This is a genomic window from Candidatus Accumulibacter vicinus (assembly GCF_000584955.1).
Taxonomy (GTDB): domain Bacteria; phylum Pseudomonadota; class Gammaproteobacteria; order Burkholderiales; family Rhodocyclaceae; genus Accumulibacter; species Accumulibacter vicinus.
On record NZ_JDSS02000016.1, the window covers coordinates 41,988 to 60,274 of the forward strand.

19 protein-coding genes and 1 tRNA gene are annotated in these 18,287 nt (G+C 58.9%); 16 read left to right on the forward strand and 4 right to left on the reverse strand.

Going from position 1 to position 18,287, the window contains the following annotated elements:
- Positions 1-148 precede the first annotated feature (148 nt).
- The 8 genes from CAPSK01_RS04490 (at position 149) to CAPSK01_RS04525 (ending at position 9,810) form a co-directional block, all read left to right on the forward strand.
- Positions 149-1,447, forward strand: coding sequence for a site-specific integrase (locus CAPSK01_RS04490; protein ID WP_273703077.1), 1,299 nt, complete (start codon positions 149-151; stop codon positions 1,445-1,447).
- A 101-nt stretch (positions 1,448-1,548) separates the two neighbouring features.
- Positions 1,549-2,490, forward strand: coding sequence for a hypothetical protein (locus CAPSK01_RS04495; protein WP_273703078.1), 942 nt, complete (start codon positions 1,549-1,551; stop codon positions 2,488-2,490).
- Positions 2,491-2,628: 138 nt separating this feature from the next.
- Entirely contained in the window at positions 2,629-2,820 is a 192-nt protein-coding gene (locus tag CAPSK01_RS04500; RefSeq protein ID WP_273703111.1) for a DNA-binding protein, read from the forward strand.
- Entirely contained in the window at positions 2,820-5,549 is a 2,730-nt protein-coding gene (locus CAPSK01_RS21815; RefSeq protein ID WP_273703079.1) for a PriCT-2 domain-containing protein, read from the forward strand. The genes CAPSK01_RS04500 and CAPSK01_RS21815 overlap by 1 nt, the downstream gene beginning before the upstream one ends.
- Positions 5,546-6,370, forward strand: a complete 825-nt coding sequence (locus CAPSK01_RS04510; protein WP_273703080.1) for a hypothetical protein — start codon at positions 5,546-5,548, stop codon at positions 6,368-6,370. The genes CAPSK01_RS21815 and CAPSK01_RS04510 overlap by 4 nt, the downstream gene beginning before the upstream one ends.
- 175 nt (positions 6,371-6,545) lie before the next feature.
- Positions 6,546-7,139 (forward strand): type I restriction enzyme HsdR N-terminal domain-containing protein, encoded by a 594-nt coding sequence (locus tag CAPSK01_RS04515; protein ID WP_034923138.1) that lies wholly within the window; start codon positions 6,546-6,548, stop codon positions 7,137-7,139.
- Positions 7,136-8,305, forward strand: a complete 1,170-nt coding sequence (locus CAPSK01_RS04520; RefSeq protein WP_034923140.1) for a hypothetical protein — start codon at positions 7,136-7,138, stop codon at positions 8,303-8,305. Before CAPSK01_RS04515 ends, CAPSK01_RS04520 begins: the two co-directional genes overlap by 4 nt.
- The gene (locus CAPSK01_RS04525) at positions 8,284-9,810 is read left to right on the forward strand and encodes a hypothetical protein (RefSeq protein ID WP_273703081.1); all 1,527 of its coding nucleotides are present in this window, start codon (positions 8,284-8,286) and stop codon (positions 9,808-9,810) included. The genes CAPSK01_RS04520 and CAPSK01_RS04525 overlap by 22 nt, the downstream gene beginning before the upstream one ends.
- A gap of 27 nt (positions 9,811-9,837) precedes the next feature.
- Here CAPSK01_RS04525 and CAPSK01_RS21820 read toward each other — a convergent pair whose 3' ends face one another.
- From CAPSK01_RS21820 to CAPSK01_RS04540, 3 genes are read right to left on the reverse strand one after another with little or no spacing between them, the layout of a single operon-like run.
- Positions 9,838-10,350: a terminase small subunit gene (locus tag CAPSK01_RS21820; RefSeq protein WP_273703082.1), complete on the reverse strand. Its 513-nt coding sequence runs from the start codon at positions 10,348-10,350 to the stop codon at positions 9,838-9,840.
- Positions 10,347-10,619, reverse strand: a complete 273-nt coding sequence (locus tag CAPSK01_RS04535) for a hypothetical protein (RefSeq protein ID WP_034923144.1) — start codon at positions 10,617-10,619, stop codon at positions 10,347-10,349. Before CAPSK01_RS04535 ends, CAPSK01_RS21820 begins: the two co-directional genes overlap by 4 nt.
- 12 nt (positions 10,620-10,631) lie before the next feature.
- Positions 10,632-10,964, reverse strand: coding sequence for a hypothetical protein (locus tag CAPSK01_RS04540; RefSeq protein WP_273703083.1), 333 nt, complete (start codon positions 10,962-10,964; stop codon positions 10,632-10,634).
- A 733-nt stretch (positions 10,965-11,697) separates the two neighbouring features.
- Between CAPSK01_RS04540 and CAPSK01_RS04545 the strand changes: the two genes are divergently transcribed.
- From CAPSK01_RS04545 to CAPSK01_RS21830, 7 genes are all read left to right on the forward strand, one after another.
- Entirely contained in the window at positions 11,698-12,264 is a 567-nt protein-coding gene (locus tag CAPSK01_RS04545) for a hypothetical protein (RefSeq protein WP_034923146.1), read from the forward strand.
- 89 nt (positions 12,265-12,353) lie between these two features.
- The gene (locus CAPSK01_RS04550) at positions 12,354-13,457 is read left to right on the forward strand and encodes a PEP-CTERM sorting domain-containing protein (protein ID WP_273703084.1); all 1,104 of its coding nucleotides are present in this window, start codon (positions 12,354-12,356) and stop codon (positions 13,455-13,457) included.
- A 400-nt stretch (positions 13,458-13,857) separates the two neighbouring features.
- A complete protein-coding gene (locus tag CAPSK01_RS04555; protein WP_034923147.1) occupies positions 13,858-14,058 on the forward strand; it encodes a hypothetical protein in 201 nt (66 codons plus the stop codon).
- A 12-nt stretch (positions 14,059-14,070) separates the two neighbouring features.
- On the forward strand, positions 14,071-14,346 hold the full coding sequence (locus CAPSK01_RS04560; RefSeq protein WP_034923148.1) for a hypothetical protein: 276 nt from the start codon (positions 14,071-14,073) through the stop codon (positions 14,344-14,346).
- 199 nt (positions 14,347-14,545) lie between these two features.
- Positions 14,546-15,445 carry a zincin-like metallopeptidase domain-containing protein gene (locus tag CAPSK01_RS04565; RefSeq protein WP_273703085.1) on the forward strand — a complete coding sequence of 300 codons (900 nt, stop codon included), beginning with the start codon at positions 14,546-14,548 and terminating at the stop codon, positions 15,443-15,445.
- Positions 15,446-15,848: 403 nt separating this feature from the next.
- Positions 15,849-16,574 (forward strand): DUF1071 domain-containing protein, encoded by a 726-nt coding sequence (locus CAPSK01_RS21825; protein ID WP_273703086.1) that lies wholly within the window; start codon positions 15,849-15,851, stop codon positions 16,572-16,574.
- Positions 16,574-17,443, forward strand: a complete 870-nt coding sequence (locus CAPSK01_RS21830) for a YqaJ viral recombinase family protein (RefSeq protein ID WP_273703087.1) — start codon at positions 16,574-16,576, stop codon at positions 17,441-17,443. The genes CAPSK01_RS21825 and CAPSK01_RS21830 overlap by 1 nt, the downstream gene beginning before the upstream one ends.
- 265 nt (positions 17,444-17,708) lie before the next feature.
- Here the strand turns inward: CAPSK01_RS21830 and CAPSK01_RS04580 are convergent.
- Positions 17,709-17,784 (reverse strand) — tRNA-Phe (locus CAPSK01_RS04580).
- Between the two features lie 203 nt (positions 17,785-17,987).
- On the opposite strand from CAPSK01_RS04580, the gene CAPSK01_RS21835 reads away from it, so the two are divergent.
- Positions 17,988-18,287 (forward strand): hypothetical protein (locus CAPSK01_RS21835; protein ID WP_273703088.1); only part of this gene is annotated, 300 nt, incomplete at its 3' end.

The following is an 18,287-nucleotide window of genomic DNA, read 5'->3' on the forward strand; positions in this document are numbered from 1 at the left end:
ATATTTTTTGCATTCCGTCGCGTTGATCTAAGCTCATTGAGTAGGCAGTAAAGTATATAAAACAATTATTTAAACTCAATGCACGTCCTGTTTATGCTTCATTCTATTCCTCAATGTTGATAAAATTTGCCTACATGGTGCCTACACGTTGGAGGTCATAATGACAAATCGAGAGAATTTCACGGCTGGCAGGGTTGCGGCGTTCAGGTTTCAACCAAGCGCCGAAGGCAAGAACAACCAGACCGTATACTGGGATGGCAAGGCGCCTGGCCTCGGGCTGCGAGTCACCTTTGCCGGCACCAAGACATATGTCTTCGAGTCGAGGCTAAATGGCAAGACCATCCGGCTATCCATCGGCGACGTGCGCACTTGGACAGTCGGCGACGCTCAGGCTGAGGCAACGCGCCTCAAGATGCTGACTGACCAGGGTATTGATCCGCGCCAACAGAAGGCCCAGCACGCTGCCGCTGCGGCGGCTCAGGAGGCAGAGTTCAAGCGCGGTAACGTTACCGTCGGTGCAGTATGGAATTGCTACGTCGAGGCTCGTCGCCCCAAATGGAGCGTCCGCCATCTAGCCGACCATCAGAAACTTGCCTACTGTGGCGATGACAAAGCGCATGGTGCCCTGGCCGCATTGATGCCCCTCAAGATGACTGAAATCGACTCGGAGCGAGTGAAGGCTTGGCTACGAGACGAGTCTGCTCGGCGTCCCACGCAAGCTGCCCTTGCCTTCCGGCTCTTCAGGGCCTTCCTCAATTGGTGTGCAGAAACGCCCGAATACCACAGTATCGCCAACGCCACAGTGTGTCAGGCGCGCATAGTGAAAGAGGAACTGCCAAAGAAACATGCCAAAGACGATTGCCTGCAACGTGAGCAACTGCCAGCGTGGTTCTCCGCTGTTCGGACCATCAGCAACCCCGTGATCTCGGCGTACTTGCAAGTCTTGCTGCTGGTTGGTGCACGACGAGAGGAACTGGCCGGGCTGAAATGGGAGGACGTCGACTTCCGCTGGCAGTCGATCACGATCCATGACAAAGTCGAGGGAGAGCGCACCATTCCTTTGACGCCCTTCGTCGCGGCGCTGCTCACAAGGCTGCCGCGTCGTAATGAATGGGTGTTCAGCAGCCCCCTGGCTGCCTCTGGCCGGCTTCGCGAGCCAAGCATTCAACATCGGAGGGTTTGTGCTATTGCCGGCATCGATGGCTTGACCCTGCATGGCCTGCGCCGCTCCTTCGGCACGCTATCCGAGTGGGTAGAATGTCCGGTAGGCGTGGCGGCGCAGATCATGGGCCACAAACCGAGCGCGACCGCCGAGAAGCATTACCGCGTCCGACCCCTCGATCTATTGCGTAGCTGGCATGTCAAGATTGAGTCCTGGATGCTGGAGCAGGCGGGCATCGAATTTGAACATTCAAACTCCGGCCTGCGCATGTTGACCGCGGTTTGACCGAGCACGAACACCAGACTACCCCGACGGCGTGCAAATTTGGAACCTTCGCCGAGTTGTCTGGAGCTTCAATCAAAAGAGAACGCGGGAGGATGAGCTGCATGAACAATGGACGATGGACAGTCATGATTGGTGGGCGCGAAGCCTTGCCGATTCGAGCGATCCCGTACGTAACGGCCTGGAGGGAATCGCCTGACAGCATCGTCAGAGCGCTTGCTGAACCGGCGACCGTCGATTGCGGACAGGGTCTGAGAATTGCTAGCCGCTACGCCTTGTGTGCGTACCAAATGTTCGACCAGGACCACTACAAGCCGATACCGGCAAGTCAGTGGAAGGATCCAGTCATCACTCTGAATAGTCTGACGAAGCGACTGCAGGGCAACGAGCGTGAAGGCGCCATTGATGAAAACCATGGCCCCTGGCGAATCGACGCCATATTGAGCCTGCCTGACAACGTCTTTGTATGGCTCAACGAGTTCGAGTCCTGGTATTCAATGACCAGACCAATGATCCGCAGTGAGGGCGACAAGCACCGGCTCCGCGAATGGCAGGTTGCACTTGAAAAACCAAGTCCTGACTTGGAGGAAATCGACGAACTGGATGCCGAACTCTTTCAACCTGCAGGTGAAAGCCTGTGCCTGACAGCCATGTTGCCACCTGGGCTCGAAGGAAAGCTGTGGAGGTATTGCGACAAGGGGACGCCGGAGGTTACTTCGGCGCCTAGCCATGTTGTCGCCGAGGTCAGCGATACGCCGAAGGCCGCTCCTGGCAGGGTGATTGATCCAATACGGACGCATCGCATAGCAACCCGAACCAACATTCTCGACCCGGTGATTGATAAAGCCATCGAGAAGGCCGGCAGCCAAAACACTGCTTCCGTGTATCAGCAGCTTCGGGAGTTGGCCTTGAGTGAAGACGGGCCGTTTACCGGCAAGATTGAAGGCAGTAGTTTGGCCTACACAGACGCGGAGAATAAGCCCAAATGGCTCACCAAGGAGGCACTCCAAAAGCGGCTAAGAAGACGCGCCGAGAAGGGAGGATAACCGCCGCTTACCGCCGCTAGGCGATGTTTGCCGCCGCACCTATCGGAGGACATCCATTTCGGGAATAGCTTTGCAATCGTCATTAATACGCGGGAATCCGCAGAAGGAAAAAAGACGATGCAAACTCTCAATTCCCTTATGGGTTGTCGGGCCGGATTGCCCGAAATTCTTCCCACTGACGAGGCAGCGGCCGTACTCCAACGCCGCCCTCAGACCCTACGCAAGTGGGCCTGCCTCGAATGCGGCCCGATCCGGCCAATCCGCATCAACGGGCGTCTGGCCTGGAAAGTTAGCGACCTTCAGAAACTCCTGCACGGGGAGGTTCTGTAATGGATGCCAACCCCGCCAACACCACGGGCTCTGCAGCTTGCCGGCTTACTCCCAACCGTGCCCAGGCAGACGCCTTCCTGACCGCCCTGGACGAGGAAGCGGAACATTTCTGCTTCCAGACCTTCGACGACTTCAAGGAACGAAAGGACGGCTCACTGGCCCGCGTTCTGAACGGTACGCTTGATGAGCACTGGGACACACTGGTTGACCTCAACCAACGCGGCGCCGGCGTTTTCGTCACCGTCAATAGAACCGATGGCAACGGGCGTAAGATGAGCAATATGGTCAGCCCACGGGCCATATTTCAGGAAGCCGACCGCCCGAACACCCCGCCACCGCCCCTCGACCCGCATATGGAAGTGGAGTCGTCACCTGACAAGTTCCACAGGTACTGCTTCATTGATCCCGCTACAGCGCCGCAGTTCGACACATGGCGAGAGGGGATGAACCGCATGGTGGTGGACTTCGGATCGGACCCCAATGCGTGTGATCCTGCCCGCGTTCTGCGCCTGCCGGGGTTCTATCACCAGAAGGATCCCAGCCGTCCGTTCATGGTGCGCATTCACGCCCGCACGCCCATTCCGCCCTACTCCTGGCAGCAAATCACCAGCGTGATCGAGCCGCTGCCCAAGAAGCGGGTCGAAAGGGCGGCCATGCAGGCATTGCAAGGTCGCGGAATCGAGAACCCGCTCCAACTCAAGAGTGCCTTGGCTGCCATCGAGCCCGATTGCGAATATATGGACTGGTTGAAAGTCGGTATGGCCTTGCACCACGCCAGCGATGGCAGTGGCGAAGCTTTCGCGCTCTGGGACGAGTGGAGTGCGACGGGCAGCAGCTACCGCGACGGCGAAACAGAGATCAAGTGGGATTCGTTCGGCGGCTACAAGGATACCCCGGTCATGCTGGGCACCATCTTCTTTATGGCACGTGAGGACGGATGGGATTGGGAAACCGAAAAACTGTCGCTAATCGAGAATGCTCGCGCAGAGCTACAGCGCGTGCTAGCTGCCGTGGTCACTGATCCCAAGGCCCATCTGGCACCGACCACGACAGAAGCCCTCAGCATCATCAAAGCCTACGACCCTCGTGAGTATGAAGCGGCGCGCATCGACATCAAGCTGGCGAACTCATCGGTGCGTGTCTGCGCACTCGATTCGTTGGTTGACCGGCACGCTGCCGGCGATGACGGTGGCCATGAAGACTCGCTGGCCAAACGACTGACTGATCTCGCGGCCCGACGCTGCGAACTATGGCACGACCAGGACGGCAATGCCTATGCAACTTTTCAGCGTACTGACAAGGATGACGCCATACACTCAGAGCATTGGCGCATCGACTCACTCGGCTTCCGCGAATGGCTCGGCTGGTTTGCCCACACGCAACTCAAGGCGGCACCTGCCTCCGAACCCATCAAGGCGTGCCAGAATGCCCTGTCTGGTATCGCCAAGTTCGACGGCGTCGAGCATAAGCCGGCTCGCCGCGTGGCAAAGGATGAATCTGGGTATTGGATCGACCTGGGTGACGACCGTTGGCGTGCCATTCACGTTACAGCAACAGGCTGGCAAATCGTGAGTTCACCGCCCGTGCGCTTCCTTCGCAACAAGGCCATGCGCCCGCTGCCTATCCCGGTGCCTGGCGGCAGCATAGATCACTTGTGGAGACTGTGTAACATCCCAGAGGAAGACCGTGTGCTGGTGCTGGCTTGGATACTGGAATGCTACCGCTCCGACACGCCTTACCCTGTCCTGGAACTGATCGGCGAACAGGGCAGCGCCAAGAGCACGACGCAGGAGACGCTGCGTATCTTCGTCGATCCGAACAAGGTCATGCTGCGCGGTCGGCCCAAGGGTGTGGAAGACGTCTATGTCGCTGCAGGCAGCAACCACCTGGTCTCCCTCGAAAACCTCTCCGGCATTTCGCCTGAACTCTCCGATGCGCTATGCACCATCGCTACCGGAGGCGGTCAGGCAGGACGACAGTTCTATACCAACGGTGAAGAGCACATCATCGAGGCGCACAATCCGGTCGTGCTCAACGGCATCGGCGCGGTCATCACCAGAGCGGACCTGCTCGACCGCACCATTGCCCTCTGCCTGCCGACGATCCGCGAGCGCATGACCGAGGACGAGCATACGCTCGCCTTGACTGAGGCCGCGCCAGTCATCTTCGGTGCGCTGCTCGATCTCTTTGCGAGGACGTTGGCCTTGCTGCCGTCGGTGTCGATTCCACCCGCGCAGCGGCCGCGCATGGCCGATTTTGCGCATCTTCGCGAAGCGATGAACCGGGCCATGGGCGGCAAATCCGGCGAGTTCCTGGACCTCTACACGAACCACCGCCGGGACGCTATCCGCCGTACTGTGGATTCCAATCCGGTGTCTGTGGCCTGCATGGAGTTCGTTGAGAAGGGGAAATCCTACTCAGGCACGGTGAAGGGCCTCTTGACTGAACTCAACGCTTTCAGCATGAGCATGGAGCGCGGGGATTACTGGCCGAAGTCCCCCCGTGGATTGGGGGACTCACTGCGCCGCATTGCACCCGCGCTGCGTCAGCTTGGCATTCAGGTGTCCGTTGAGACGAAGCCACGACGCGACGGGGTGCACTGTGAACTTCGCCTCGCTAGCGATGGCGGGGGCACCACAGCGCCGCACAGTCCGCGCCAATCGAAGACACGTTCACAACCTTCACCAACATTCACAGTCAGTCCGAGGAGTAAGGCGAGCAAGCCATGAATCGCACTCAACTCACCCCCCGCTGTGAAGGTGTGAATGTGGTGAACATTGAATCCACTTGCACCAACTCCGCAGAGCAAAACTGTGCCCGCAACAGCGTGCAGCAATCAGGCGGGCACAGCAGTTGTCTTTGCAGCACCTTTCCTTATCAGGACATTTCTATGAACACATACACCATACCCAGCACCCAACCAGCCGGCACGATAATTCACGCCGATTTCATGCACTACATCGCCGTAGATGACAAAGAGGTGAAAGCTTTTCTCAAGGAGATTGCGGTCAATGCAGTCGGTCAGGCGATTACACTGGCAGCAGTTGGTGTAAAGGTGAAATTAATGAGCATGCCGAACATGAGCATCAAGGCCCGGTGCCGGTTGGTGCTACCGCAAGGGGCATGGGTGCAGAAAGAGAGTGTCCGAGAAGCACGCTTGCTCGAAGTAATTTGCTGCCAGATCAGCGGGGCCGTTGCGGAGATCCTCTTTTGCGAGTCCGACCACTACGGCAACCTCGGACTTGAAGATATTGAAGGCTCGTATGACTCTCTGTCAGCCTATGAATCGGGCTACAACGTCCCGGCCGATAAAGTCCTTGCTGGTTGCACCTTTGTAGTGGAGCGGCTGCTCGGTCAACATTGCGAGGTGGCCAAAGCAATGACAGAGCAGCTATTCAGGCAGGGCAGTCTTTGCGAACAGGAGATGAAGCCCTATCTGTCGGCCGTCCGCAGGGAGGCGCTTGGCAAGCCGGTTTTGGCTGTATTTCAGGAGTCGTGGATTGAAGACGAAGCCGAGAGGGTTCATCGCATGTTTATTGGTGGCGGATGAGATACTCTGCTGCACAACGGTTCAGACCCGGCGCTGCTGACCTTGCCTCAGAGCGCCGTCTCTGGCCTCAAGAAGCAGTCTGTGTCTGCCCAATACGTTCATTTCACCCGAACCCTAGCGCTTCCGCCGCCACCGGGCGTAAGATGCCAAATAACCCTCTGCGGAACATCCCGAGTTGTCAGACAAGAAGAAACTCTCCGAGCGAGACATCTGCACCCAATACCTCAACCCGGCACTGCAGCGTTCGGGGTGGGACTTCGCCACCCAGGTGCAGGAAGATGTCTCCTTCACCAAGGGTCGCGTCATCGTGCGCGGCAAGCTGCACACCCGCGGCCAGCAGAAACGCGCTGACCACGTCCTCTATTACGCGCCCAAGCTGCCGATCGCCGTAATCGAGTCCAAGGACAACAATCACACGCTCGGCGACGGCATGCAGCAGGCGCTGGGCTATGCCGAGGCGCTGGATACGCCCTTCGCCTTCAGCGGCAATGGCGACGGCTTCTTGATGCATGACCGAACTGGGCAACGCACCCCGATCGAGCAGGAACTTGCCCTCGACGAGTTCCCCCGCCCAGAGGAACTCTGGCAGCGCCATTCCAGTTGGAAGTGCATCATCGCCAGCAGCGAAAAGTGGGCAGCCGTCGAAATGCTATACATTACGACGACGGCAGTGGCAAGGCCACCCCGTATTACTATCAGGTCATCGCCATCAACCGGACTATCAAATCCGCGAAGGGGCAAAGGGGCAGTTAGAGGAATGGAGCGATGACTCAGGCAACGAACAAGACCATCACCATCAGCTTGAACACGACCAAGCAGCTACAGGGGAGTGGAGCGATGACTCAGGCAACCGCTCAGAAGGGCCGACTGGAACATCTGCTTGATGATTTCACCGAGGTCCACGGCACGGTCCTGTTGGGCATGCACAAGGAGTTGCAAACGCTCAAGAAGGATGTTGAGGAACAGTTAGAGTCCCGGCTGAAGGAATTCCTGGACGAGGTCGGCGCCGCGGAATCGGACCTCAGTAAGGAAGTCGGTGATGCGGAACGGCTTGCTATTCTTCTACGGTGTGAGACGGAAGTGCACCTGGATAGGATCACCGCAAAGTGTCGTGAAACGATCAGCGCGCTTGATCTTGCCGGCGAGGCGACCCAGGCACAGAACTCCGAGATTCTCACCCAGGCCGCTGCCACCCTCGCAACCCTTGGTGCGCTAAGCGCGAATGCCCGCGACGCTTTGCGAAAGGACCACCAGAACCTTGAGAGCAATTTGCGCGAAACGGCGATACAGTCTTCAACGCAGCTTGCCAAGGTGCGAGACTCCAGCATGGCTAGTCTCCAGGGATTCGCAACCGCACTAAATGCCGCTCAAACGACGTTCTCAAGAGACACTTCGGCTCGCCTCGATCAGGTCAAGGAGATTCAGCAGGGTATTGCCGAGAGTCAGATGGTTGCACGGGAAGATCTCTCGGCACACAGTAAGGTACTCCAACAGAGACTGTCTGCAACCCACGAAGCAGCTCTTCGAGAGGTGTTCGCACATTGTCAGTCAGTAGCAACGAAGGTTTCTGACGTTGCAGCCGCATCAAAGAACGAGATTCTAATAGGGCGAGATGCGGCCCTAGCTGACATAAAGACTATTCTAGACACGGTAGCGCAAAGAAATGTCGCATTTCGGGAGGCTGCTTCGATAGTGCAGCAAAATATGCAGAAGGCCCACGCAGCTTCCCAAAAAAAAATGGCTGAGGCACTTCGCATCGCTCAAGCGATCAATGAAGAGAATCGAGTACTGGTCAGCGAATTGCGAGAACAGCAGACATCGCTCCACCAGCGGGAGCTACAGATGCAGAAACGCACCCGACAGTTGGCCCTTGGTGCTGGTTTGGTGGTTCTCTCGACACTGGGATTCTGGACATGGATCACGCTGACACACTGAGGGCACTCGCGGCCCAGTACGAACGGGAACCGGCCGGACGGCGAGCCAAGCTCAACGATCTGCGCGCGCTCGCAGGGGGCTACATCAAAGCGCGCGGAACGTCGATCATGGATGCCGCAGCGATCGGCTTCGCTTTCGACGTTGTTTTCTCCGAATCAGCTTTTGACGTCTCGAAGATAACGCCCGAGATGGCCTCGGCCTGGGAACAGGCGTATCCGAACGTTCCCATCGAATCGCTCGCCGGACGTTCCACGGAAGACCTGGCCGGTGCAATCAGCGGCTGGAAAGGCAAACTGTTCGAGGTCGAGGTTGCCAATCGGCTCAATGCTGGCGAATGGGTGGGAGATCTCCACTTGGAGGCTGGGCAACACGCTCAACTAGCAGCCTCTGCAACCCAGCCGGGTTGGGACCTCCAGATCCTCAATGGTGATGGCAGCGTTGCGGACGCCCTCCAGCTCAAAGCGACAGAATCAGTAAGGTACGTTCATGAAGCACTCGAACGCTACCCCGACACACCGATCCTTGCTACACACGAAGTGGCTTCAAAGCTGATCGACCACGGGACGGTCATCGATTCCGGGCTTCACAATGACATCCTCACCGATTCAGTTAGTGAGCATGTCGCTGACGCATCGGCTGATGCCTTCAGCGATGGCCTCATCGGCGCCATGCCTGTCTCAATCATCGTCGTCACCGAGGCAGCCAGGGTCTTGTCGGGCAAGAAAACGGTCGACGCCGCCCTGGCTTCAGGCGGCGACCGGCTCGCAAAGGGCGTCCTTGCCGGCGCCGTAGCCGCCGGGGTGTCGGTGGTTGCGACGCCATTCGTAGGCGCAATCGCCGGGTTCATGACGCGCCTCTTCCTGAGTTCTGAGCCCGATGTTCAACAGGCGCCGGAAAAATCACTCGTTCCGCCGGACATGGATCGAATGAGAAACGTGGCATCACGGTTCTACGATGTTGCGCATGCTCTTGAGCCAGCGTATCCCTGCCCAACGCGCGCTGGCAGACCCAAGCCCAATGCAGTTCTCAATGATCGGCAGGAACTGCTTTCGCTGGTGGACTCGACCACCCGCTTGGCCATCGAACGTGGTTCCATGCCCCTGAACGAGTGGATTGAAAGCATGATCACACGAGATACTTCGAGTCTGGATGAACCAGCCTTAACCCAACACCTCGCGGACCTCCAGCAAATCCAGCGGGAAAGATGGGTCGATAAAGCCTTTCCTGCGTCTGGGTTTCTGGATCAGCTAGGACGAGCATTTGCCGGCAACCACGGCGAACTTACGCGAAAACTCGGCGAGGCAATTGAACTCCAGCGGCTCTGCCTGAAGAAGTTTACTGGTGAGCTTTCGCAGGCTGATGTTCAGCGGATCGAGCGTTTGAAAATGACACCTGAAGAACGATACAGGTTAGAGGCTCAGGTGCATCTTGCAGCAATGATGGCGAAACGGGGGATCCAGGTTACGTGGATTGATGGGCGTCCTGTAGTGGTCCGCTCAAAGTAAGCTGCCGGCACCCGGCGCCGCACTCCATCAGATCAACCCCCTGTGGCTGCTCCTGGCAGCAAGTTCTAGCAGTTCATCGTCCGACATGGCCGCAAACTTGGCCTGTAATCGCTCCGCACTGCCGGAGAGTTCGATCCTGCGCACCTCGGGCTCATAAAACCCACACAGCTTGCCGATCTGAACCAGGCCGCTGATCATCGCCGCCGGGTTCTGCTGCTCAAGCGCCATCTCGATCGCGCTCAAGATTCCGGCAATCACTTCTTCCTTGGTGATCTCGAACTTCGCAGCGTTCTCGGCCCGGCGCGAGGCGATCCGAGCGGCAATGCGGTTATCTTTCGTTAGCCGACAGGCCATCACCTTCGCCGACTTCTCGGCGTACCCGGCCAATCGAGCCGCCTCCGTGGCATTCCCGGAGAGGGCGCAATGCTCGACAAACTTCTCCTGCCGGGCAGTCAGCTTTCCACCATCAACAAAGCCATATTGTTGTTCGGCAATCACCCTTCCCCGAGAGACTTCCGCCGGACAGGCAGCGATGTTCATCGCACCACAAAACTCGCCGGTCGCTTCTGCCGAGCCCGATAGGTGCATCCTCGTTGGATGTGATCGCCGGCAAGCCAAACCTCCACCATCGCATCGCACCGACCCCCGACGATTTCCTTGAGAATGCCATGGTTGTACCCGACGCCCGGTCGAATCTCGTCGAGGAGCCGCTGGTCCGGATTTAGAACGGCGATGCCATGCGCATCTTCAAAACGCCGGTGCGCGTTGCCCACAATCAGGAGAGGCTTAGGCGTTTCGTCGATGTTCATCGTGACCACCTGTCAATGGCGGTCAAAAACCGCCGAAATCTGGCGCCACCGAAAATCCGGGCACGAAAATTGCCGGCCTGGAGCCGGGTCAAGGGCGGGCGCCAGCCCGGCGCAGCAAACCCTTGACGCGGTGGAGGGACGGATACGCTGGGGCATGGCTGTAAGCGCGGCAGTTCCGCGCTTACAGCCATGCTGACCTGCGCTTTTCTCCGCCAAATTGCCGCGGTTTCTCACCGCCATCAACACCACCAGCCGGAATGTGCCATTGTGCTCGGGGCTCGCTGCCAGGACGCTGCGCAGAATACCAGCGGCCAGTGTCTTCATCTGCTCGATTTCATTCTTCATGCTGGACCTCGACCGTAGCGATATAATGTAATTATATACAGTATTTGCCCGGTTCACAAGCATCCTTCTCCAATCCTCACCGAGTGATTCTCAAGGCCTATCTCATGCGCAGCCGTGAGCGGCGGCGCTCCTGGCGCGACATCCTGAACGGCCCTGCGTATGTCGGCGACCTCCGGACCGTGACCGAAAACGCGGTGATGCCATCTGCACGCGAGAGTTGCCTGCCCTCTATGAGCCGGTGTTGGTCACCATCGCGCCGATGGCGCTGCGGCTCTGGGGCTTCGAGCGTGTGAAAGAGCCCGAGGGCTTCTACAGCGTGGTCCAGGAATGGTACTGCGTCGAGCCGTAGTGCGCCGACCAGCCGGGGTGCAGAGTCAGCGATACTATCTTCGACTGGGTTGACGCGCGTCAATTGCCGCTCACCTTTGTCATGCACCATTGACCATTGTTCGCATTACAAAGGCATCTACCAGTTCTCACTGCCTCTGTTGCCTTTGCTTTCATAGACACTTGGTAGGCTGCAGCAGTTATTTGCAATGGTCCGAGCCCAACTTCCGATCAACACCATCTGCACGCGGCAGCTTGCGAGATCCGCGATTTCGCAAGCACGACGCCAGTTTCATGAGCGGGACTCCCAATACAGTCGCCAATGCACGGATCTAGTACATCGACTGGCGAGAAGGTGGCTTCCATGCGCAGTTATGCTTCACCGCACATCACTTAGGATTCCGCGATGACGCTTACGGTCATCCTCATTGCCCTGCTGCACGCCGTTCCGGTGCTTGTCGTCGGGGCAGTGAAACGCAGCAAGATTTGGCTCGCGCTCATCGCGATGATTGCTGGCGTCATTGGTGTGGTAACCGGCAGTCCGGCCTATGCGGCTGTCGATCTACTCGCAGTGACTGTTGCATTTTTCGTGGGCATCTCTTACATAAACAGTCAGAAAGCGGTTGTGCCAAAGGCGCCCAAGTTGCCCCCAACAATGCCGGAAGAAAACCAAGAAGGGGCATCTTGGAGTGGGTCCGTTGTCACCTTAATCGTCGTTGCCGCGTTTCTCGCCAACAAAACCACCGACAAGCCCACAGCCTTGCTAGCGCCCTCACCGCCAACACCTATTGCTCCCGCACCACAACCAGTAGTTCTTGCGGCGAGCCCGCCAGCAGACACCTACCCACAGATCAAGGCTAGATCAGCGAGTAGAGGAATTGCTCACACCAGGACCGGCAATTCTGACTTAAGACACTGCCTCAACCTGCGATCGAATGCTGCCATTGCCGAATGCGTGGATCGCGGGGTGTAGGCGCTGCTGCACGCTGATTCAGAATCTAAGATTATCTTGTGTCTGCTTAGCTGAACGACACGTACCCCGACCTGGAGAACCTCAACCTCATGAAATCGAGCGTGCGAACCGTGTGTGCAATCGCCTTCACGGGCGTGACATTGAGCGCGACCCAGGTGAGTGCTCAACCCTATACCTTCACATTATTGGGCACGCTGGGTGGGACTCACAGCGATGCCTATGCCATAAACAATACTGGGGTAATCGCAGGGTCGGCCAGCATCATCGGCAATACCGCCACTCACGCTACCGTTTGGCATGGCACGACATCAACGGACTTAGGCACGCTGGGTGGGACAAACAGCTACGCCATCGCCATCAACGATGCCGGCATCGCCGCCGGGGAGTCCTATACCACTGGCAATGCTACCTTCCATGCTGCGATGTGGAACGGTGCGACGGTTACCGATCTCGGTACGCTGGGGGGAACACAAAGCTTCGTCCAATCTATCAACAGCGCCGGCGTCGTGGCAGGGTATTCCCTTCTTGCCCCAGGTGGCGCTCCGTATCATGCAACGATTTGGCATGGTGCCACGCCGACCGACCTGGGAACGCTGGGCGGGACCAACAGCTACGCCATGGACATCAACGATGCCGGCGTGGTGGCAGGGTTTTCTGACATCGTCGGAGGCGTCTACCACGCCACCGTGTGGAACGGAGCTACGGCGACCGATTTAGGCACGCTTGGCGGGGCCAATAGTCACGCCGGCGGCATCAACGACTTCGGCGTGGTGGCAGGGTCTTCAGATATCCTGGGCAGCACTGCCTTTCACGCGACCATCTGGAATGACACCACGACCATTGACTTAGGCACGGTAGGTGGCACACACAGCCAAGCCATCGCCATCAATAACTCTGGCCAAGTGGTAGGGTGGTCGTACACCACGGGCAACGTTGCTGAGCATGCTACCTTGTGGAATGGCGCGACAGCGACCGATCTCAACAGCTTCCTCGATCCGAGCGTAGTGAGTGCGGGCTGGGTACTTATCGGGGCTAACGCTATCAACGACCAAGGGTGGATTGTCGGCCCAGCGCTCAACATTCACACTGGTACTCATGAAGGCTACCTATTGGCACCGGTTCCCGAGCCAGAAACCTGGGCCTTGCTACTGCTTGGTCTGGGCTTGTTGGCCTCGCGTCGTCGCTATAGTTAAAGAGTCCGCAACCTGATCTCGACCATAGAGAACTTTCGGCTGTGCCGAATTGAGGCGCGCTAGAGAGCCACAAAAAAATTTTGCAAAAATTTGGGCGCACCCGCGCTCGCCCTTACCCATCCCCCCTTCCCACAAACCCGCGCACCGGTTCGGATTCGCTTTCCATTCCCCGAAAAAGGAGTCTCTTTAGCCTCTGGCTGTAGAGACTCCTTTTTCTTCGTCCATTCTCCGGACAAACGTCGTTCCCCATTGCGTCGGTCTGGCGCTGCGCTCAACGTAGCCGCCAGCCTTCCCCGTAGTCGAGGTCCAGGACAACCGTCCTGATCCTCACACCCGTAGCGGCATCGTCTCCACTGGAGCGGTGCCGCTTTTCATTTGTACCTTCAAAAGGAGCAACCCCATGAAAACCCAGGTTCAACCCATCCCCCTCACGCCGACCGTTGCCGGGAGCGAAACGCGCCTCATCAAGAGCGCCGCGCTCGTGACCTTCCGCTTCGTGCGCGCGACCCTCAACGCCGCCAAGACGGTGCCCGGCATCGTCGGTCAAGCAGCCTCCGATGTCCGTGACGCGTGGGAGGAGTCCTCCCGCCCAAACGCCTGAAGGAGGAAGATCATGCTGACCACCGGTTTCACGATCTTTCTCGCGGGCGCACTGCTGCTGGCGAAACTCCCCCGGCGAGTCATGCTGCGGGCACTCAAGCACGACCTGCTGCTCGACCTGGCGGTGACGCTGCTGGTCCTCCTGATTCACTGGGGCACCTTCAGCGGCGTCATGGCGGCGACCGTAGCGGGTCTGCTGACCAGCCTGGCGACTTCGGGCCTGAAACGCCTGATCGGCTACGCGGACGGTCGGAACTACTATCCGGGACGCATCCGCCTCGACGTGTGAAGTGCAGCGGTCAGTCGCTGCGCTGGGTCCTTCTCGCTGCCGCAACCGGTGAAGCCGGACGCCAGGGGGTCCGCCTGATCCTGCGTTACAGCCTGCGCCTGCTGAGATAGCCTGCAGGCGATCTTTCCCTTCCTTCCATCCCTTTCGCGCCCCAGTCCGGGTCATCCCCGGCTGGGGCGTTCCTATTTGGAGACTCGCAATGAACGACATCTATCAAAGCATCACCGACAAGATCATCGGCGAACTGGAAGCCGGCACCGTGCCGTGGATACGACCGTGGTCCGGCGGCGACGATCCGTTCCCGCGCAATGCGCTCTCGCAACGCCCCTATCGCGGCATCAATACCATCGTCCTGGGCCTGGAAGCGTTCTGCCGCGGCTACACCACTCACCAGTGGCTGACCTTCCGGCAAGCGCTGCAACTTGGCGGCCATGTCCGCAAGGGCGAGCGCAGCTCGACCATCATCTACTACGAGCTACGGCAGGTCGAGAAGGCCGACAGCGAACCACTGGCCGAGGGCGACGATTCCGAGAAGCGGCTCCTGCCGCTGCTCAAGGTCTTCCACGTCTTCAATCTGGACCAGATCGATGGCTTGCCCAACGAATACCGGGCGGCACCGGACACGGGACCTGCCTGGGAACCTTCCGAGATCGCCGAGCGGATCATCGAGTGTTCCGGCGCCGAGATTCGTCATGGCGGCTTCCGGGCCTTCTACTCGCCCCCCAACGATCTCATCTACCTGCCGCTCCGTTCCTCCTTCCGGGACCAGGCGAGCTACTACAGCACGGCACTCCATGAGCTCTGCCACTGGACGGGCCACGCCTCTCGCCTCGGCAGGAAGCTCGGCAAGCGCTTTGGCGAATCGGCGTACGCGATGGAAGAGCTGATCGCCGAGATGGGTGCGGCCTTCCTGGCCGCGCACTGCCGGCTTGAAGGTCAGGTGCAGCACGCGAACTACATCGCCAGTTGGCTGGAAGTCCTCAAGCGCGACAAGCGCGCGGTGTTCACCGCTTCCGCGCAAGCCCAGAAGGCAGCCGACTATCTGCTTGAACACGCCGGGCTGATCACCCCGGCCGACGCCATGCCGCTCGCTGCCTGAAGCGTACAGACGCTGTGGGCAATTCTGTGGACAAAGCTGAGGACAGGCTGTGGAGAGCCGGCTCATCCACAAATTCTGTGGATAGATCGTCGAAAAAGCCTGTGGAAACCTCCCGGATTTCCCGGCTGCGCTGATGTCCCGTCGGTGCTGCTGACATATTGGGCAATCCCTTCACCAATACGCGATCTGTCCCTGCGCCCCAGGGCGCCGGGCGGGCTCTGCCGCTAACCGGCATGGCTTCCCGCAATCACCACAAGACTGTTTGGCGACATTGATGCGGTCGATAAATCTGACAACGTCGCAACCCTGATCGCCGCCATTCCGGCGGTTCCCTGACAACGCCCGACCTGGCCCTGTGCCGGTCGGGCGTTGTCGTTTCTCGCGTTCTCTTTTGGAGTTCATCATGGAAAACACGTCCCATTCAACCAATCCCTTCCGCCGCCTGTTCCAGATCGATGTGTCGAAGCACGTCGAGAAGAAAGGCCTGTTCTCGTATCTCAGTTGGCCCTTCGCCGTGGCGCAACTACGTCTTGCCGATCCCGATGCCAGTTGGGAGGTGCGCCGCTTCGACGGGCTGCCCTACCTGTCGAGCGAACTCGGCTTCTTCGTCGAGGTCGCGGTGACGGTGCAAGGCGTGACACTGAGTCAGATTCATCCGGTCCTGGACAACAAGAACCGGCCGATCCTGGCGCCGACGCCGTTCGACATCAACACCTCGATCCAGCGCTGCCTGGTCAAGGCCATCGCGTTACATGGGCTGGGGCTTTCGATCTACGCTGGCGAGGACCTGCCTGACCTGGAAGATGCCGGGAACACCGGCAACTCCGGCAAGACCGGCGAGGGAAGCCCCGAGGTCCCGGTACCTGGGGTCAAGCCCAGGCGCACCGCTGTGCCGGCCAAGGTCACGAATTTGCCAACCAAGGAGGATCGTGAAACCCCGCAGCCGGGATCAGAGAATTTCCTGACCGCTGCCCAGAAGAAGGTCATCGAGCGGCTGATCGCCGAGACGGGTACCCAGGTCGCGCAGTTGCTGGCGTACTTTGGCTTCGACTCGCTGGAGACCATTCCCAGGAGCGAGGTGACCCGTGTCATCGCGGCACTTGAAACGAAGAAGCGGAGGGCCGCGTGATGACCACCATCGTCAAACTGGTCCAGGGCAGCCCGGAATGGCACGAGCACCGGGCGAAGTGTCGCAACGCTTCCGAAACGGCGGTGGTGATGGGCGCTTCACCGTGGCAGACGCCTTATCAACTGTGGGAACTGCGCACCGGTCGCCGGCAGCCCGAGGTCAATGCGGCCATGGCGCGTGGTACGGCGCTGGAGCCACAGGCCCGCGCTGCCTACGAGGCCCTCACCGGCCATGTCATGCAGCCGCTGGTATTGGTCGATGGCCTATACTCGGCCAGTCTCGACGGGTTGACCTTCGACGGTGAGCTGATTCTGGAGATCAAGTGCCCGGTGAAGGGAGGCGCTTCCACCCTCTGGAAGGCCGTTGCCGATGGCCAGGTACCCGCTCACTACGACTGGCAGATCGAACACCAGTTGATGGTATCGAAGGCGGCTATGGCGCATCTGTACGTCTTTGACGGTGAGCAACAGCAGGGTCTCTTGCTGGAGGTGGCGCCGGACCCGGCTCGCTGGAAGCGGATACAGCAGGCCTGGGATGGCTTCATGCACTGCCTGGAAACGGACACGCCACCGGAACTGACCGAGCGGGACAAGGTGATCCGCAAGGACGAAGACTGGCGGCTGGCGGCAGAGGCATACGTGAGCCTGAAACGTGACGCCGATGCACTGGTTGCACGACTCGATTCAGCGAAGGATCGTTTGCTCGAACTGAACACCCATCCGAGCGAGGCCGGTTTCGGTGTTTCCGTGACTCGCTACTGGAAGCAGGGCAACGTCGATTACAAGCGGGTGCCTGAGCTGCAGGGCGTCAATCTTGAGGCCTATCGGCAGAAGGGGCGGTTCGAGACGAGGGTCTCGGTCCAGAAGTAGGGTACCTGGCCTGGCAGTCGAAAGGCCGCCGGCCCCTTCTCGGTTGAAGTCCAAACTGTGGATCCGCGTTGAATGAACCGCAGTGACCATTCAATCCAGAATCTGGGGCCACAGGTGCGTCGCGCAGCACCCTGAAGATCAAAAACTCTGCGCTGAACGAACGACGCCCCTGCCGGGGTGCTAGCGAAAAACCTACACAGCGCCTACACAGGAATAAAAAGCAAAAAGCCCGACGTGTTAAGTCGGGCTAACTGCTTGTTTTGGTTGGTGGCCAAGCGCGGAATCGAACCACGGACACGCGGATTTTCAGTCCGCTGCTCTACCAACTGAGCTACTTGGCCAACAATTTCCAAAGTATATCGAATCGACTTCGCGCCGTCAAAGAAAACGCCTGAATGACCAGGATAAATTTGTTCTCTTCGAGAGATCGTCATTCGGGCGCCGGCCGGAATTCAGGCTTGCGGCGCGGATGGTGTAGGGTCAGGTCGTTGGAGCTCCGGTCGGATCGCCCGGCGAGCCTTTTCCGGCGCTGAGTGCGCCGTGCTTGGAGAACGGTCTTGGGCAGACGGGGGAAGAAGGTCTTGAGCCGCTCGCTCAAACAGCCAAAGGCGCGCAACTCGCCCTCCTGCTTTTGCGCCTCGCTATCCCCCGATGCGTGTTCGAGAAAGTCACTGAGCAGCGGGATGACCAGGCCGTTGGGGAAGGCCAGGCTGGCCCCGAGGAGGTAGACGAAGGACAGGGCTGCATCGAAGACAGCCCTGAATCGTCTTGCGGAACGAAGAAGGTCTCCCGCCATCTGGCGTGCGCGGCGCAGGTCCGGGCGCGTTCCGGCCTATCGGCCGGA

Bases quoted from the DNA above. Each gene is read 5' to 3' on its own strand.
- CAPSK01_RS04540 (WP_273703083.1), bottom strand. From the start codon at position 10,964: ATGAAGAATGAAATCGAGCAGATGAAGACACTGGCCGCTGGTATTCTG.
- CAPSK01_RS04520 (WP_034923140.1), top strand. From the start codon at position 7,136: ATGACTCAGGCAACGAACAAGACCATCACCATCAGCTTGAACACGACC.
- CAPSK01_RS21825 (WP_273703086.1), top strand. From the start codon at position 15,849: ATGGAAAACACGTCCCATTCAACCAATCCCTTCCGCCGCCTGTTCCAG.
- CAPSK01_RS04555 (WP_034923147.1), top strand. From the start codon at position 13,858: ATGAAAACCCAGGTTCAACCCATCCCCCTCACGCCGACCGTTGCCGGG.
- CAPSK01_RS04560 (WP_034923148.1), top strand. From the start codon at position 14,071: ATGCTGACCACCGGTTTCACGATCTTTCTCGCGGGCGCACTGCTGCTG.
- CAPSK01_RS04510 (WP_273703080.1), top strand. From the start codon at position 5,546: ATGAATCGCACTCAACTCACCCCCCGCTGTGAAGGTGTGAATGTGGTG.
- CAPSK01_RS21830 (WP_273703087.1), top strand. From the start codon at position 16,574: ATGACCACCATCGTCAAACTGGTCCAGGGCAGCCCGGAATGGCACGAG.
- CAPSK01_RS04545 (WP_034923146.1), top strand. From the start codon at position 11,698: ATGACGCTTACGGTCATCCTCATTGCCCTGCTGCACGCCGTTCCGGTG.
- CAPSK01_RS04535 (WP_034923144.1), bottom strand. From the start codon at position 10,619: ATGAACATCGACGAAACGCCTAAGCCTCTCCTGATTGTGGGCAACGCG.
- CAPSK01_RS04565 (WP_273703085.1), top strand. From the start codon at position 14,546: ATGAACGACATCTATCAAAGCATCACCGACAAGATCATCGGCGAACTG.
- CAPSK01_RS04500 (WP_273703111.1), top strand. From the start codon at position 2,629: ATGGGTTGTCGGGCCGGATTGCCCGAAATTCTTCCCACTGACGAGGCA.
- CAPSK01_RS04495 (WP_273703078.1), top strand. From the start codon at position 1,549: ATGAACAATGGACGATGGACAGTCATGATTGGTGGGCGCGAAGCCTTG.
- CAPSK01_RS04525 (WP_273703081.1), top strand. From the start codon at position 8,284: ATGGATCACGCTGACACACTGAGGGCACTCGCGGCCCAGTACGAACGG.
- CAPSK01_RS21820 (WP_273703082.1), bottom strand. From the start codon at position 10,350: ATGAACATCGCTGCCTGTCCGGCGGAAGTCTCTCGGGGAAGGGTGATT.
- CAPSK01_RS21815 (WP_273703079.1), top strand. From the start codon at position 2,820: ATGGATGCCAACCCCGCCAACACCACGGGCTCTGCAGCTTGCCGGCTT.
- CAPSK01_RS04550 (WP_273703084.1), top strand. From the start codon at position 12,354: ATGAAATCGAGCGTGCGAACCGTGTGTGCAATCGCCTTCACGGGCGTG.